14 protein-coding genes are annotated in these 15,655 nt (G+C 59.9%); 8 read left to right on the forward strand and 6 right to left on the reverse strand.

The features are described from left to right. Positions 1 to 80 precede the first annotated feature (80 nt). Genes AC3WWR_RS01780 through AC3WWR_RS01790 form a run of 3 tightly spaced genes read left to right on the forward strand, consistent with a single transcriptional unit; the run spans position 81 to position 2,997 of the window. Positions 81 to 1,037: a glycosyltransferase family protein gene (locus AC3WWR_RS01780; RefSeq protein WP_432668916.1), complete on the forward strand. Its 957-nt coding sequence runs from the start codon at positions 81 to 83 to the stop codon at positions 1,035 to 1,037. Between the two features lie 55 nt (positions 1,038 to 1,092). Continuing rightward, positions 1,093 to 1,854, forward strand: a complete 762-nt coding sequence (locus tag AC3WWR_RS01785; protein WP_020796228.1) for a hypothetical protein — start codon at positions 1,093 to 1,095, stop codon at positions 1,852 to 1,854. A gap of 48 nt (positions 1,855 to 1,902) precedes the next feature. Beyond that, positions 1,903 to 2,997, forward strand: coding sequence for a glycosyltransferase (locus AC3WWR_RS01790; protein WP_020796229.1), 1,095 nt, complete (start codon positions 1,903 to 1,905; stop codon positions 2,995 to 2,997). On the opposite strand, the gene AC3WWR_RS01795 is transcribed toward AC3WWR_RS01790, so the two are convergent. After that, the gene (locus tag AC3WWR_RS01795; RefSeq protein WP_033039387.1) at positions 2,992 to 3,597 is read right to left on the reverse strand and encodes a BUD32 family EKC/KEOPS complex subunit; all 606 of its coding nucleotides are present in this window, start codon (positions 3,595 to 3,597) and stop codon (positions 2,992 to 2,994) included. The two genes, AC3WWR_RS01790 and AC3WWR_RS01795, sit on opposite strands and share 6 nt — an antisense overlap. 110 nt (positions 3,598 to 3,707) lie before the next feature. Between AC3WWR_RS01795 and AC3WWR_RS01800 the strand changes: the two genes are divergently transcribed. The 3 genes from AC3WWR_RS01800 to hldE all read left to right on the forward strand — a co-directional run bounded on the left by AC3WWR_RS01800 (position 3,708) and on the right by hldE (position 8,201). Beyond that, positions 3,708 to 4,880: an O-antigen ligase family protein gene (locus AC3WWR_RS01800; RefSeq protein WP_168757124.1), complete on the forward strand. Its 1,173-nt coding sequence runs from the start codon at positions 3,708 to 3,710 to the stop codon at positions 4,878 to 4,880. Positions 4,881 to 4,895: 15 nt separating this feature from the next. Beyond that, a complete protein-coding gene (msbA, locus tag AC3WWR_RS01805; RefSeq protein WP_020796232.1) occupies positions 4,896 to 6,701 on the forward strand; it encodes a lipid A export permease/ATP-binding protein MsbA in 1,806 nt (601 codons plus the stop codon). A 75-nt stretch (positions 6,702 to 6,776) separates the two neighbouring features. After that, positions 6,777 to 8,201, forward strand: coding sequence for a bifunctional D-glycero-beta-D-manno-heptose-7-phosphate kinase/D-glycero-beta-D-manno-heptose 1-phosphate adenylyltransferase HldE (gene hldE / locus AC3WWR_RS01810; protein WP_033039386.1), 1,425 nt, complete (start codon positions 6,777 to 6,779; stop codon positions 8,199 to 8,201). Between the two features lie 108 nt (positions 8,202 to 8,309). Here the strand turns inward: hldE and AC3WWR_RS01815 are convergent, their stop codons facing one another. The 4 genes from AC3WWR_RS01815 to AC3WWR_RS01830 all read right to left on the reverse strand — a co-directional run bounded on the left by AC3WWR_RS01815 (position 8,310) and on the right by AC3WWR_RS01830 (position 11,780). Beyond that, positions 8,310 to 9,278 carry a hypothetical protein gene (locus AC3WWR_RS01815; protein WP_020801209.1) on the reverse strand — a complete coding sequence of 323 codons (969 nt, stop codon included), beginning with the start codon at positions 9,276 to 9,278 and terminating at the stop codon, positions 8,310 to 8,312. A gap of 33 nt (positions 9,279 to 9,311) precedes the next feature. Then, a complete protein-coding gene (locus AC3WWR_RS01820; protein ID WP_432668917.1) occupies positions 9,312 to 10,124 on the reverse strand; it encodes an aldo/keto reductase in 813 nt (270 codons plus the stop codon). Then, positions 10,121 to 11,296 (reverse strand): NAD(P)/FAD-dependent oxidoreductase, encoded by a 1,176-nt coding sequence (locus AC3WWR_RS01825; protein ID WP_033045423.1) that lies wholly within the window; start codon positions 11,294 to 11,296, stop codon positions 10,121 to 10,123. Before AC3WWR_RS01825 ends, AC3WWR_RS01820 begins: the two co-directional genes overlap by 4 nt. 151 nt (positions 11,297 to 11,447) lie before the next feature. Continuing rightward, the gene (locus tag AC3WWR_RS01830) at positions 11,448 to 11,780 is read right to left on the reverse strand and encodes a DMT family transporter (protein ID WP_008055699.1); all 333 of its coding nucleotides are present in this window, start codon (positions 11,778 to 11,780) and stop codon (positions 11,448 to 11,450) included. 104 nt (positions 11,781 to 11,884) lie between these two features. Between AC3WWR_RS01830 and AC3WWR_RS01835 the strand changes: the two genes are divergently transcribed. Together AC3WWR_RS01835 and waaA are read left to right on the forward strand one after the other, a co-directional pair. Further along, positions 11,885 to 12,799 carry a LysR family transcriptional regulator gene (locus AC3WWR_RS01835; protein ID WP_083350046.1) on the forward strand — a complete coding sequence of 305 codons (915 nt, stop codon included), beginning with the start codon at positions 11,885 to 11,887 and terminating at the stop codon, positions 12,797 to 12,799. Next, the gene (gene waaA / locus AC3WWR_RS01840) at positions 12,792 to 14,069 is read left to right on the forward strand and encodes a lipid IV(A) 3-deoxy-D-manno-octulosonic acid transferase (RefSeq protein ID WP_020801204.1); all 1,278 of its coding nucleotides are present in this window, start codon (positions 12,792 to 12,794) and stop codon (positions 14,067 to 14,069) included. The genes AC3WWR_RS01835 and waaA overlap by 8 nt, the downstream gene beginning before the upstream one ends. 73 nt (positions 14,070 to 14,142) lie before the next feature. Here the strand turns inward: waaA and AC3WWR_RS01845 are convergent, their stop codons facing one another. Continuing rightward, positions 14,143 to 15,576 carry a TolC family outer membrane protein gene (locus AC3WWR_RS01845; RefSeq protein ID WP_020798574.1) on the reverse strand — a complete coding sequence of 478 codons (1,434 nt, stop codon included), beginning with the start codon at positions 15,574 to 15,576 and terminating at the stop codon, positions 14,143 to 14,145. Between the last annotated feature and the right edge of the window lie 79 nt (positions 15,577 to 15,655).

Consider the following 15,655-nt stretch of genomic DNA (forward strand, 5'->3'; position numbering starts at 1 on the left):
CATGGGCCTGAAGGTCGGCCGTCTGAGGGCAGGTCCGGTTTCAGGTGTTGCTCCATTTGCCTGTTGTGGCAAGGAAGACGATGAAAGTTCTATTTCTGGTGCAGAAAGATCAGCGGGCCATCCTGGACCGTCTGTACGACGGGGTGGCGGCTCATTGCGAGTGCGACTTGCGGTGGTTGAGCAGCAAGGAACAGCGCAACCTGCGCAGTTATTTCCGGCGTGAAGTCGACGTGTCCCGGTACGACCGGATCGTGTTTTTCCTGCGGTTCAAGCAGGAGATCCGCCAGGTCGGATTTATCCGCACGATTCCCAACCTGGTCATCCTCGAGCACGATGCCTACCAGAACTACATTCCTTGCAAGTACACCGGTAAGTTCAGTGCGCACTACCGTCGATTGCCGTGGGCGCGAGTCATCAGTTCCGGTTTCGTTGTCACCGAGCGCCTGCGTTCGGAGGGCTTCGATGCAGTGTTCGTTCCCAAGGGCTACGACCAGACGCAGCTTGAAGATCAAGGGCGCGAGCGGGATATCGAGCTGGCGTTCGTTGGCAGTACCAACAGCGTTGCCTATAGCGGCCGCAAGGCACTGCTCGATGAGCTGGCGAGTGTCGAACCCCTGGTTGTCACTCGTACCAAGTCCGGCGAGGAGTACCGCGATACGCTTAACCGCATTCGATTTTTCGTCAGTGCGGACGTCGGCATGGGCGAATTCATGATCAAGAACTTCGAAGCCATGGCCTGTGGCTGTGTCTTGCTAGCCTATGATCAGGGTGCCGCGGAATGCCAAGCGCTGGGCTTGCAGGATATGCACAACGTGGTGTTGTATCGGGACATTGCACAGCTTCAGGAAAAGCTGGCCATTCTGCGCAGCGACCCGCAACTGGCGCAGCGTATCGCGCGCAACGGTCAGGAGCTGGCGGTCAGTCAGTTCAGCTTTGCACGCATCGGCCAGCGTATCGTTGAGGAGCTTGAGCCTGCACTGCGTGTCCGTGCGCCGCTGAGTCTGTTGGAAAGAATTCGACTCAATTTGGGTGTTTGACAAGTGTAGGCCGGCCATTGATATTGCTGACCACTTTTATCCTATTGAGAAAACCGTGCATTTTTCCCACGAGAGTGACATCACGCTAGTGGTCACAAGCTGTGGTCGCCTGGATCTGCTGAAGACTACACTCGAGAGCTTCGATCGATTCAATACGGCCCCTATCCGTGAAGTGTTCATCACTGAGGATGCGGGTGACGAAGGCGTTCACGCGGTCATTCCAGCTAACTGGAAGGAACACTGCACGGTGTTCGTCAATCGACCCAAGCTGGGTCAACTGGCGTCAATCGACCTGGCGTACGAACACGTCAGCACGAACTACATCTTCCATTGCGAGGATGACTGGGAATTCTATCGCCCAGGGTTTGTGGAAGACTCCATGACCATTCTCCAATTGCGCCCGGAAATCCTGCAAGTGTGGCTGCGTAGCTATACTCATGATCTGCGGGTTCACAGTCCCTACATTCATCTGGGGCCGCGTGAGGTCGTAGGTGGAGTGGCTTGCCATCCATTGATTTCCGACAAGCCGCAGTGGCAGGGGTTCTCGCTGAACCCGGGCCTGCGGAGGGTAAAGGAATATCGATTGTGCGCGCCATTCTCCGGGCACGGTGGAGAGAAAGCGCTGTCACAACGATACGCGCAGCTGAATCTGACTGCCCTGACGCTTGAAGCGGACGCAGTCATGCACACCGGGTTTGGCCTGCACGTGCAAACGCCTATCGAGCGACAGCGCAAGGCGCGTCGTAGTCGGCGCGAACAGGTCAAATTCGTTTTGTTTTTGTTGTTGGGAGTCTGCATTGGCTGGACCATCAAGTAGCGACACCGCAGCTTATCCCCTTTACCTTTTGTATTGGCTGCTTGCCCTATGAGTATTCTCAATGTGATGTGGGCCGGTGGTGCTCCATTTGCCTCGATCCACAAGGTGCATCAGCAGATACTGTCTCATGCCTTGCCCTCGGCCCCGGTGAAAACCTGGTTGCTTCAGGGAGGTGCGCGCGAATGTGGAGTGAACGTTGGTGAGATCCGTGAATGGGGGCTGACTTCTGCCCAATTGAAAGGGCGGCATTTCTGGCGATTGACCAAACCCTGGATGCGCGCCCGGTTTCACCGCGCCCTCAAGGACAGCGACGCGCGTTTGCTATTGCTTGACGGGTTGGGAGTGGCGCGCACGCTGTTGCCGATACTCAAGGGGTTGCCGCATATCCGTGTAGTGGTCATTTTTCATGGGGCGACGCGGCTCCATGCAGGTGATCGAGCGCTCTTCCAACAGCTCCCATCCTCCCAGCTGGCATTGGCTGCCGTGTCGAACACCCTCGCAACTTCCCTGAATCGTGACTTGCAGGTACCGGTCGTGACATTGCGCAGTGCCTTTGAGCCTGCCGCTTTCCATAGCGCTTTACTTCCTCGGGAAGAGGCGTTGAGCCGCTTGGGCCTGTCTGCGACCGGAGGGCCAATATTGGGAGCGGTGGGGCGCCTGGTTTCGGAGAAGGGCTTCATTTGCCTGCTCGATGCCTTTGCGGGGGCATTGCACAAGCGCGCCGACCTGAGATTGGTCATTGTCGGGGAGGGCAGCGCTCGGGCCACGCTGCAAGCGCGAATCGATGAGCTGGGACTGCGTGAGCAAGTCTTGCTGCCGGGCCATCTGGATGACGCGGCGCGTCTTTATCGTGCCTTCGACTGGGTGGCGATCCCTTCGCGGGAAGAAGGCCTGGGGTTGATCATGCAGGAGGCGGTCATGGCGGGCGTTCCGGTACTGTGCAGTGAGTTACCGGTGTTTCGCGAACAGTTGGCCGATAGCGGCTGGTATGCCCCGGTTGATGACGTGAGTGCGTGGCGCGAAGCGATCTTGCGAGCGTTCAGTGTCTCTGCCGAAGCGGTCGCTGCTGAACAATTCCAAGCGTTAGCGCCGGATCAAGCCTGGCTGAGCTTCAGCCAGACCGCCCGTGCGCTACTCTCATGATGGCAACACTGCCTGCTCCAATGCCTGCATCGGAAAGGTGTCGTTCAGGTTCTCGCGCGCAATATAGCGTGCGAAATGCTGCAGGTTGCGCTTGATCAAGTGGCGAGGCAATGGGGCTCGCAGGAACCGCATGTCAGCCACGTCAATCAGGCCCATACGATTGTCGGGCGTGATCACGATGTTGCCCAGATGCAGTGAGCGGAAGTAAATCCCCGATTGATGGAGGCTGCGTATCAGTGCGGCCAATTCTGGCAAGGCTTGCGGCCAGTTGAATCCGTCCTTGCTGGCGACCTGGCGCAGGGTCTGGCCTGGCAATGGCTGGTACAGCACGGCTGTCATGCCCGGCGCCTGCAGTCGGTAATACTGCAGGACCTGCAAGGTCGGCACACCGAGCTTTTGCAGTTCGAGCGCGTTGTCGATAAAGCGTTTCGAGTATGGACGAAACAAGGCAGATGAAAAAATACGCTTGCGGCGAAACAGTTTGAGGATATTCCCATCTTGCAACAGGTAGACTTTTGGCCCGTAACTGTCGGCCTCGAGTACTTTGGCACCGTCAATCAATTGATCTAGGGCTGCTTGAGGGAGCCGGGAACATTGCATCGTAGAAAGCCTTGTTGGAAGAACGGGGCACAGTGGCGGGCAATGATGCCGAAAAAATTCAGCTTTAACCATGTCGGGTTGGGTAGGCGAACGCTTACAGGAGCAATTTGATGCAAGAAACTCGTTGGGCGCAAGCATGGATGGCAGTAGGTCTTTTGTGGTTTTTGTTGGCCATCGCCATTGCGCCTACCAACAAGCTCTATCAACAAGGCTTGGTGGCGTTTCTCTGGTTGCCTGCAATCATCTTCTGCTGGCCTGCGCGGGCCCGGCTTCGGGAATTATTCCATGAGCAGCGCTGGATCTACCTGCCGTTGCTCGGGCTGGTGATCTGGTCACTGCTCAGCCTTTCCTGGTCGAATACCCCTGACCTGGAACGCGCAGCCAAACGTGTGCTGTACGTCGTGGTATTCCTGTTGTTTTTCCCGGTATTCGCCAGTGCCCGCCCCGAGCGCGTGATCCGCATCATGCAGTGGGGAGGCATAGGATTGGCTGTCACTGCATTGGTGGCGATCGTCAAATTTTATGGGATGCAAGGCAACGCCTGGAGTTCACGTGTGGAAGGGTTGGGCGAATTGGCCCATCCGATTCTGGGCGGCTACGTCATCGGGTTGGCTGCGGTGTGGCTGGTGCTCTGGGCGCCACGTACTGGCACGATGCAGGTGGTTTGTGCCGTTGCGTTGGGTTTCCTGGGGTTATTCGTTCTGCTCAGCCAGAGCCGCGGTGCTGCCTTGGCAATGTTTCTCACGATACTTGCCATGCCGATCTGGTGCGGTGACCGGCGCAGTCGCATCATTGCGGCGGTCGCACTGATCGTCGCCATGCTTGCGTTCTGGCTTTTCGAATCCCTGGTACTGGCGCGCGGCGCTTCCTATCGCCCGCAGATCCTGTTGGCCAGTCTGCAAATGATCGCCGAGCACCCATGGCGGGGCCTGGGCCTTGGCAGTCACTACACGGTGTTTGCCGATGGGCAGTATTTTGACCACGCGCACAACCTGTTCACCCATGTGGCCATCGAATTGGGCCTGCCGGGATTATTGTTGTGGGCTGCGACCTGGATCGCTGTACTGCGCGAAGCGTGGAAGGTTCGGGAAACACTCTATGCCAAGGGAATCATCGGCATATGGCTGTTCTCTACCCTGGCGATGCAGTTTGACGCCGCCAGCCTGAATGGTACGCCAAGGGCTGAATGGTTTATCAGCTGGTTGCCCATTGGCCTGGCCAGTGTTTTGGTATGGGCGCGGGTCAATCCTGACGCTTGTGATAAAATTTCGCGTTCTTCCTAACCAGTGAGCTCTACGATGAGTGACGCACCGCCCAAAGCGGGACAGGACTCCAGCCTGAAAATCTATTTTCGGCTGTTGGGTTATGTAAAACCTTATCTCGGTCTTTTCTTGCTGAGTATCGTGGGCTTCGTGATCTTTGCCTCCACACAGCCGATGCTGGCGGGGATTCTCAAGTATTTCGTCGATGGCCTGAGCAATCCTGAAGCGGTGCTCTTTCCCGACGTCCCCTACCTGAAGGACTTGCAGCTGCTGATGGCCGTGCCATTGCTGATCATCCTGATCGCGGCGTGGCAAGGCCTGGGCTCCTTCCTCGGTAACTATTACCTGGCGAAGGTGTCATTGGGGCTGGTGCATGACCTGCGCGTCGAGTTGTTCAATAAATTGCTGGTCCTGCCGAATCGCTACTTCGATACCCACAATTCCGGGCATCTGATCTCGCGAATCACGTTCAACGTGACCATGGTGACCGGTGCCGCCACCGATGCCATCAAGGTAGTTATCCGCGAAGGCCTTACCGTGGTCTTCCTGTTTGCCTACCTGCTGTGGATGAACTGGAAACTGACCCTCGTGATGCTGGCGATCCTGCCGCTGATTGCATTCATGGTGGGTAATACCAGCAAGAAATTCCGCAAGCAGAGCAAGAAGATCCAGGTGGCGATGGGCGACGTGACCCATGTGGCTTCCGAGACCATCCAGGGTTATCGCGTAGTGCGCAGTTTCGGTGGCGAGAGCTACGAAGAGCGGCGTTTTGCCGAAGCCAGCCAGGGCAACACCGACAAGCAACTGCGTATGACCAAGACCGGTGCGGTCTATACGCCGATGTTGCAGCTGGTGATCTACACCGCCATGGCCGCTCTGATGTTCCTGGTGCTGCTCCTGCGTGGTGATGCAACCGCCGGTGACCTGGTGGCCTACATCACTGCGGCGGGTCTGCTGCCCAAGCCGATCCGGCAGCTGTCGGAAGTCAGCTCGACCATTCAGAAAGGTGTCGCTGGTGCCGAAAGCATTTTCGAGCAACTGGACGTTGAGCCGGAAGTCGACAACGGAACCGTTGAACGTGATCGCGTCAACGGCTATCTGGAGGTACGCAACCTGAGCTTCACCTATCCAGGCACAGAGCGTGAGGTGCTGAAGAACATCAGCTTTACCGCCGCGCCGGGACAGATGATCGCCCTGGTGGGTCGCTCTGGCAGCGGCAAATCGACTCTCGCCAGCCTGATACCGCGCTTCTACCATCATGAAGTTGGTGAGATCCTGCTCGACGATGTTGAAATCGAAGACTATCGCTTGCGCAATCTGCGTCGGCACGTAGCGCAGGTCACACAGCATGTGACCCTGTTCAATGACACCATCGCTAACAATATCGCCTACGGCGATTTGGCTGGTGCACCTCGCGAAGACATTGAAAAGGCTGCCGCGGACGCCTATGCAATGGACTTCATCGCGCAGATGCCGCAAGGCCTGGATACCCAGGTCGGGGAAAACGGCGTACTGCTGTCCGGCGGTCAGCGCCAGCGCCTGGCGATTGCCCGGGCCTTGTTGAAAAATGCTCCGTTGCTGATTCTCGATGAAGCAACCTCGGCACTTGATACCGAGTCCGAGCGCCACATTCAGGCAGCGCTGGATCAAGTCATGAAGGGTCGTACCACGCTGGTCATCGCTCACCGGTTGTCGACTATCGAAAAGGCCGACCTGATCCTGGTGATGGACCACGGCGAAATCGTCGAGCGTGGGACCCACTCTCAATTGCTGGCGCAAAATGGCTACTATTCGCGGCTGCATGCGATGGGGCTCGATACGCCGGCCGAAGACATCGCCTGATACCGACATCAGGGTGAGCCTGACTCACCCTGTGTTAATATCGCGCCCCTGTTCATTTTGTATGTGGGTTGCTCCATGAAGTTGTCCATGCCGCGATTCGATCAAGCCCCTGTCTTGGTGGTCGGCGATGTCATGCTCGACCGTTACTGGCATGGTGGTACCTCACGGATTTCCCCTGAGGCGCCAGTACCGGTGGTCAAGGTCGATCACATCGAGGACCGCCCGGGCGGTGCCGCCAACGTTGCGTTGAACATTGCCGCCCTCGGCGCGCCGGCTTCGCTGGTCGGAGTGACCGGCGACGATGAAGCCGCCGACAGCCTGGTCAATAGTCTCAAGGGTGCCGGTGTGCGCGCGTTGTTCCAGCGCATTGCCCACCAGCCGACCATCGTCAAGCTGCGGGTCATGAGTCGTCACCAGCAACTGCTGCGCATCGACTTCGAAGAACCCTTCGCCACCGACGCTTTGGCGTTGTCCGTGCAGGTCGATGAACTGCTCGAAGGCATCAAGGTGCTGGTACTGTCCGACTACGGCAAGGGCGCGCTGAAAAACCATCAGGCGTTGATCCAGGCCGCCCGTGCCCGAGGCATTCCGGTGCTGGCGGATCCCAAGGGCAAGGACTTTTCCATTTATCGCGGTGCGAGCCTGATCACGCCGAACCTCAGCGAGTTCGAAACCATCGTCGGAGGTTGCGTCGATGAGCATGATTTGGTGAACAAAGGCGCGAAGCTGATGCACGACCTGGACCTGGGCGCCTTGCTGGTGACCCGTGGCGAACACGGCATGACCTTGCTGCGCCCGGATCATCCAGCATTGCACCTGCCGGCACGTGCCCGTGAAGTGTTCGACGTGACCGGTGCTGGCGATACGGTAATTTCCACTTTGGCAGCGGCGATTGCTGCTGGCGAGGAACTGCCACACGCAGTGGGCCTGGCCAACCTGGCGGCAGGCATCGTGGTCGGCAAGCTCGGTACGGCGGCCATCAGCGCGCCGGAATTGCGGCGTGCCATCCAGCGCGATCAGGGTTCCGAGCGCGGTGTGCTGGGCCTGGAGCAGCTATTGCTGGCAGTCGATGATGCGCGTGCGCATAACGAGAAGATCGTTTTCACCAACGGTTGCTTCGACATCCTGCATGCCGGGCACGTGACGTACCTGGAGCAAGCACGGGCGCAGGGCGATCGCCTGATCGTTGCGGTCAACGACGATGCGTCGGTCAGCCGCCTGAAAGGGCCTGGCCGTCCGATCAACAGTGTCGACCGACGCATGGCGGTGCTGGCAGGCCTGGGTGCCGTCGATTGGGTGATCAGCTTCGCTGAGGGCACGCCGGAGAACTTGCTGCGCGAGGTGAAGCCGGATGTGCTGGTCAAGGGTGGGGACTACGGGATTGACCAGGTGGTCGGTGCGGACATCGTGACCGCTTACGGCGGGACGGTGAAAGTGCTGGGGTTGGTGGAAAACAGTTCCACGACTGCCATTGTCGAGAAGATCCGCAAGTCCGAATGACACAGCCCTTCTCCTGATCATTCCCACGCTCTGCGTGGGAATGCCACTATGGACGCTCTGCGTCGGCTGTTGGGGCGCTCTGCGTCCCGGGCTTGCACGTGGGAACGATCAGGGGCGCGCAGCCTTACGCGGTACTATCTTCTTCAGCAGTTGCTTGGCCTTGCCACGCAACCGCGCCAATCCCGAATCCTTCGTTGGCGGCGTCAAGCCCTGCTGCCGTACCCAGTCTTTCCAGCGAATCCGCTCATCTTTCACCAGCCAACCTTCCTGCCTGGCAAAGCTTTCGGCCAGGTACAGTCCACGGGTGCTTGCTGGGTGCAGTTGATCCTTTTTCAAGGTGTAGAGCTCGGCCAAGGGATGGCCATCCTTCAACGGCATCAGGTACAGATCCGGGCGCTTGCGATCCAGGCGGGCCACCAGTTGATCGCCTTCCAGTCGTTCGTCGACGTGAAACAGGCTCAGGGATTTGGCTTCCTTGGGGACCTCCAGGCGTAAATCGTAAATCAATTGCAGCGATGCGGTCGGCAAGTGCACATAGGCCCGAGGCCGTTCGATCAGTGGCAGGTTGGCGCAGCGCACCGGACGCGCCGAGCCGGACAGCGGCGACAGGCGAAACGGCAGGGCTTCGCGGTAGTGCAGTGCGCTCGAGTAGGGGGCGGGTAACCAGGTGTCGTTGAAGCGCCCGCCGAGCCAGCCTTCCGGGGTTTCCAGCAGGCATTCTTCGGCGATTTCCTGAATGGCGGTGTGCAGCGGCAAATTCAGCTCATGGGCGGGCACGTAGCCGGAAATCAGCTTGAGCACCACGTCGCCGCGATCCTGCCGCCGTTGACGCACCAGCACCCAGTAATCGCGATTCTGCCAATGCAGTGTCAGGCGTACAGAGACCCCAAGGTTGGCCAATTCAAGGGAAAACCGTTCCTTATCGGCGACGCTCACCGGGCGTCGACGCTGCAGGATCTGGGCGAAATTCAACGGTCTCCCGACGCTCTGATAACTCAGGCCTTCGGGAGTCGCTTCGACGAATAACGGCAGGGTCTTGAAGTTGCTCGGGTTCTTTCTAATGAGCGTACGCGGCATGTCGGCTCCTGCTTTAGGCCGCGTGAGGCGGCATCAGTTGCTACGTAGGACCTGGGCAACGGTCGCCACGTTATGGGCGAGGTGCAGCGGATTGATCGTTCCAACGATAGCGCTGGCCACACCGGGATGTTCGAACAACAATTGGAAACTGGCGCGCACCGGGTCCACCCCTGGACTCAGGCACACATGACCGCTGGCGAGGGCTTTTTTGACCAGAATGGCTTTGCCATGAGCAGCAGCATAGTCAATGACCGCTTTTTCGCTTTGCTCGTTCAGATTGTAGGTGACCATTGCGCAATCACCTTGCTCCAGCGCCTTCAAGCCGCCTTCGACTGTCTTGCCGGAAAAGCCAAAGCCACGGATCTTGCCTTCGGCCTTGAGCGCGGCGAGCGTGGCATAAACTTCGCTTTCAGCGAGGATCGCCAGGTCGTTGCCGTCGGAGTGCACCAGCACCAGGTCGATGAAGTCAGTCTCAAGGCGTTGCAGGCTGCGTTCGACAGAAAAACGGGTGTGCGCGGCGCTGAAGTCGTGACGGGACAGGCCGTCGGCAAACTCTTCGCCGACCTTGCTGACGATCACCCAATCCTGACGCTGACCACGCAACAACGGGCCAAGGCGCTCTTCGCTGCGGCCATAGGCCGGCGCGGTGTCGATCAGGTTGATTCCCAGGTCGCGCGTGAGCTTGAGCAACATCCGCGCTTCATTGTCGTCGGGGATCTGGAAGCCATTGGGGTACTTCACGCCTTGGTCGCGGCCGAGTTTTACCGTGCCCAGGCCCAGGGGCGATACCAGCAGGCCGGTGCTGCCCAGGGGACGATGCAAGTCGTGCAGAGTCGGTTGGCTCATGGCAGCAATTGCTCCCAGGCCGGGATGGCCATCGGCGGTCTTGGCAGTGGCGGCAAAGCGGTGACAGGACCCGGTTGAATGCCATCGCGGTCAAGGCTGGCGATGACGCGGTCGGCGAAGTCCGGCGCCAGGGCCAGCTTGGTTGGCCAGCCCACCAGAAGGCGACCTTCCTCGGCCACGAAGGCGTTGTCGGGACGTGTCAGCCCCGATTGCAGTGGTTCCGCACGGTCTACACGCAACGTTGCCCATCGCGCCGTGCTGAGGTCGATCCATGGCAATAACTGGCCAAGTTCTTTCTGCGCGGTGGCGATTTGTTCGACCGGCTCACGATTCACGCCTTCGGTTTCGGCGATATCGCCGCCCAGGTACCAGACCCACTGGCCATCGGCCGCCGGGTGCGTGGTCACGGTAATGCGTGGTTTGGTTCCACCGCCCAGGCAATGGGCGTAAAGCGGTTTGAGGCTTGGGCCTTTGGCGATGATCATGTGCAGCGGGCGACGTTGCATGGCGGGCTGGGTCAGCCCCAACGCTTCGAGCAACGCCGCCGTTCCGCCTCCGGCGCTCAAGACGATGCGTTGGGCGCGGATTTCGCGCTCGTCCACCTTCAGGCCAACCAGCACGCCACCCTCCAGCAGCGGCTCGATCTTCTGGCCGGCGAGCAGGCCATCGCCCGCGAGGTCGGCCAGGCGCTGGATCAGGCTTGGTACGTCGATCACCAGTTCCGCCAGGCGATAGACCTTGCCCTTGAAGCGTTTGTCCTGGAGGGCCGGCGGCAGTTGATCGCCCTTGACCTGATCGACGCGACCGCGCACGGCTTTGCTGGCGAAGAAGCTGGTGAGGTTGCCGGCGATCGTACCCGGGGACCAGAGGTAGTGCGCCTCGGACAGCAGGCGCACACCCGAAAGATCCAGTTCGCCATTCCCGGCCAGGGCTTCACGCCAGCGACGCGGCATGTCGGCGATGGCTTCCGAGGCACCGGTCAGGGCGCCATGCAGAGCGTACTTGGCGCCACCATGGATGATGCCCTGGGACTTCACACTTTGCCCGCCGCCGAGGCTGGCGCTTTCCACCAGTACGGTCGAGAAGCCCTGGCGACGCAGGCGCGCATTCAGCCAGAGGCCGGCAACACCAGCGCCGACAATGAGAACGTCGGTGGAAATAACGGATGGCATGCAGCGACCTCAGTGTTCAAGACGAGGGCGCAGTATACGGGATACAGCAGACCCTGTAGGAGCCGGCTTGCTGGCGATCCTTGCAACACGGTGTCCTGATTCACCGCTATCGTCGGAACGCCGCCCGCAGCAAGCCGGCTCCTACAAGGTGTTAATGCCCTGCAGTCTTGGAGAACAGCTGAATCACCACAACCCCCAGCACAATCATCGCCATCCCCAGCATTGCCGGCACATCCAGCTTCTGCCCGTAGATGAACAACGCCGCGACGCTGACCATCACGATGCCCATGCCGGCCCATACCGCGTAAGCGACGCCCACCGGCACGCTGCGCACCACCAGGGTCAGCATCCAGAAGGCGATACCGTAGCCGACGATGACCAGCAGCAGCGGCAACGGCGTACTGAAGCCCTTGACCGCTTTCATCGAAACAGTGGCAATCACTTCGGCGCAGATGGCAATGGCCAGGTAGTAGTAAGCGGTCATGGTTCAATCCTCGTATGAAGTGTTGCTTGCTGAGTTCGGCATTCTAGAGATTCTCCAGATGCGGTAAAGTCATTACCTATCTGTTCAGAAGATGGGTTTGCCCTATGCAATGGAATCTTGAACAACTGCGGCTTTTCGTCGGTGTGGCGGAGCAGCGTTCGTTTTCTGCCGTGGCACGGGACCAGCGCAAAGCCCAGTCGGCGGTTAGCAGCGCGATTGCACTGCTGGAGGAAGACCTGGGCGTGAACCTGTTCGATCGCAGCAGCGGTCGCCAGCCGAAACTCACCGAGGCCGGCAACGCTTTGCTGGAAGAAGCGCGTGAAGTGCTGCGCCAATGCGAGCGCCTCAATGGCCGGGCGCTGGCGATGATGCGCGGCCAGGAAGCTCGCTTGCGCCTGGCACAGGACGAGGCCATGCCGTACCAGCCGGTTATCGAAAGCTTTGAAGCCCTGGCGGAAAAATTTCCCAGCCTTGAAGTGCAACTGACCAGCGCCGCCCAAGGCGATGTGGCGCGCAAACTGGTGGAGCGGCGGGCCGACCTGGGGTTGTTGTTTTATCACGATCAAATTCCTGAAGCCCTGGAACGGCGGGTGCTGGGCAGCGTTGAGATGGTCACGGTGTGTGGCGTCGGGCATCCGTTGGCGGCGAAGGCCGAAGTGAATTGCCAGGAACTGGCGCAGCATCGCCAGCTGCTGATGTCCACGCAGTCCAGCATTTACCCCGGCAGCGAACCGGCCAGCCCGCAGGTCTGGCGGGCCGACAGTTTTTACGTGATGGCCGAATGGCTGGTACGCGGCCTCGGCTGGGCCTGGCTGCCGCGGCACGTGGTGCAGTACTCGGCATACCAGGGCTTGATCGTCGAATTGGCCAGCGAATGGACCCCGCCGGCCTTGGTGGTTGAGTTGGTGTGGCGCCGCGATGAGCCACTCGGGCCGGCCGCTCGATGGTTGGCGGAGCGTTTTGCCGTGCATTTGCAGGCTATCGGTGAAAAAACCGATAAACTCCGCCGCCATGAATAGAACTCTCTACACCGCGCTGTTTTACCTGGGGCTGCCATTGGTGGCGATTCGTCTGTGGCTGCGCTCGCGCAAGGCACCAGCCTATGCCAAGCGCATCGGCGAGCGTTTCTCCTACGGGATGCCGACGATGAAGCCCGGTGGGATCTGGGTACATGCGGTGTCTGTGGGCGAAAGCATTGCCGCCGCGCCGATGATTCGGGCCTTGCTGCAGCGTTACCCACAACTGCCGATCACCGTGACCTGCATGACGCCGACCGGCTCGGAGCGCATCCAGGCGTTGTTCGCCAACGAACCGCGCATCCAGCACTGCTATTTGCCGTACGACTTGCCGTGCGCCGCCAAGCGTTTTCTTGATCGGGTCCGGCCGAAGCTGGCAGTGATCATGGAAACCGAGCTCTGGCCCAACCATATCCATCAATGCGCCAGGCGGGGGATTCCCGTGGCCCTGGCCAATGCTCGACTGTCTGAACGTTCGGCCAGGGGCTATGGCCGCTTCGGTAAGCTGACCGGGCCGATGTTGGGCGAGATGAGCCTGTTCGCGGTGCAGACCGAGGCCGAGGCCCAGCGTTTTCGTGAGTTGGGTGCGCGGGCGGAAACCGTTGAGGTCACCGGCTCGATCAAGTTCGACCTGACCATCGATCCGCAACTGTTGCAACGTGCAGCCGAGTTGCGCGGGCAATGGCAGGCCTTGGAACGCCCGGTGTGGATCGCCGCCAGTACCCATGATGGCGAAGACGAGGTGGTACTGGCGGCCCATCGCCAGTTGCTGGCGAGCCATCCCGACGCCTTGCTGATTCTGGTGCCGCGCCATCCCGAGCGTTTCAATGCGGTATTCGAACTGTGCCGCCAGCAGGGTTTTGCCACGGTGCGGCGTTCCAGCGCAGAAGCGGTCACCGCCGCCACATCGGTGCTATTGGGTGACACCATGGGCGAACTGTTGTTTCTCTACGCCCTGGCCGACAGCGCATTCGTTGGCGGCAGCCTGGTGCCTAATGGCGGGCATAACCTGCTTGAGCCGGCGGCTTTGGCCAAACCGGTGCTCAGTGGCCCGCACCTGTTCAACTTCCTTGAAATTGCCGCGCAGTTACGCAGTGCCGGCGCATTGCAGGAGGTTGAGGATGCACAAGGGCTGGCGGTGGCGGTGCAGCGGCTGTTCGAATTTCCGCGGGATGCGCAGCGGATGGCCGAGGCGGGGTTGAAGGTGATGCGCACCAATCAGGGGGCGTTGCAGCGGTTGCTGGATGGATTAGGCCGTTTAATTGACCGCTAACCTGTAGGAGCCGGCTTGCTGGCGATGGCGTTCTTGAAATCGCCCTCGCCAGCAAGCCTGCTTCTACAGTTTCTCAGGGGCGGGCCTTGAGTTGTTCCGCCGCAGCCTTCGCCAGGTCCGGCGGCAGGAAGTCCTTGTCCGGGTTGTAGTTGGGGTTGAGCCAACGTGCCAGATCCTGCAGATCCCCCGGGTTCAATGTACCGGCCTGCTGCTTCAAGCGCAGGTTGTCGAGGATGTAGTCGTAGCGGGTGTTGTTGTAGTCGCGTACCGAGGTGTAGAGCGAACGCTGCGCATCCAGCACGTCGACGATGTTGCGCGTACCTACCTGATAGCCGATTTCCGTCGCTTCCACAGCACTCTGGTTGGAGATGATCGACTGCTTGCGCGCCTGCACCTGCTCGACGTCAGTATTCACCGCACGGTGAAGGTCGCGGGTGTTTTCGACGATTTGCCGGCGCAGGGATTCGCGTTGCTGTTCGGTCTGGTCCAGTTGCGCATAGGACTGGCGCACCTGGGAGTTGATCAGGCCGCCGCTGTAGATCGGGATGTTCAATTGCAGGCCCACGGTGGTTTGCTCGACGTTACCGCCATAGGCCTGGGGAAAGCCGTTCGGGTTGCTGAAACCCAACGCATCGTTGTCGCCTTTTTCGTACTGCGCCACGGCGTCGAGGGTCGGCGCATGTCCAGCCTTGCGCTGTTTGAGTGTTTGCTCGGCAGCGCTGACGGCGTAGTTGCTGGCCAGTAGGTTGAGGTTTTGCTTGGCCGCCGTTTCGACCCAGGCTTTGGCGTCGTTCGGTGCTGGCGGGAGGATCGGCAAGTTGTGGCTGATGCCCTGGATCGAGTTGTACTGGCGGTTGGTCAGTGTCACCAGGGCTTCAAAGGCATCATCCACCTGGCGCTGGGCAACGATGCGATTGGCGCGTGCGGTGTCGTAGCTGGCTTGTGAGTTGAGCACATCGGTCTTGTCCGAGAGCCCGACATCGAAGCGTTCGTTGGACTGATCGAGTTGACGCTTGAACGCGGCTTCCTCGGCCTTGGTCGAGGCAAGGTTGTCCTGGCTGCGCAACACGTTGAAGTAACTGTCGGCGGTCTGCAGGATCAGGTTCTGCTGGGTCGCGGAGAGTTGCAGCGCAGCCTGTTCATTGACGTCCTTGGCGGCCTGGAACTGGAACCAGCGATCGGCGCGGAAAAGCGGTTGCGCCAGGGTTGCCTGGTACGAATGCGCATTGCGGTTGGTCGTGGCCGAAGGCTGGTCGATGGCCGTGCGTACGTTGGAGACATTGGCGCCGCCCGACAGGTTGGGCAGCAAGCCTGCGCGGGCCTGGGGCACGACTTCCTTCTGGGCGCCATATTGGGCGATGGCGGCGGCGAGGTCGGCGTTGTTGTTGACCGCTTCCTGATAGACGCTGACCAGATCGGTCTTGGTCGATAAGGGCGCTTCTGCTGCCCAGGCCATTCCATTGGACGCACAAGACACGGCAAGGGCCAGTGAGAGTTTGCGCAGCATGAGGCGATCCCTAAAAGATTATGCTGATAATTTGAGCGCCAAGGCTACGGCGCGGCACCTGCAGCGTCAATGCGCAGCG

This window comes from Pseudomonas sp. EB271-G4-1, from assembly GCF_058791355.1.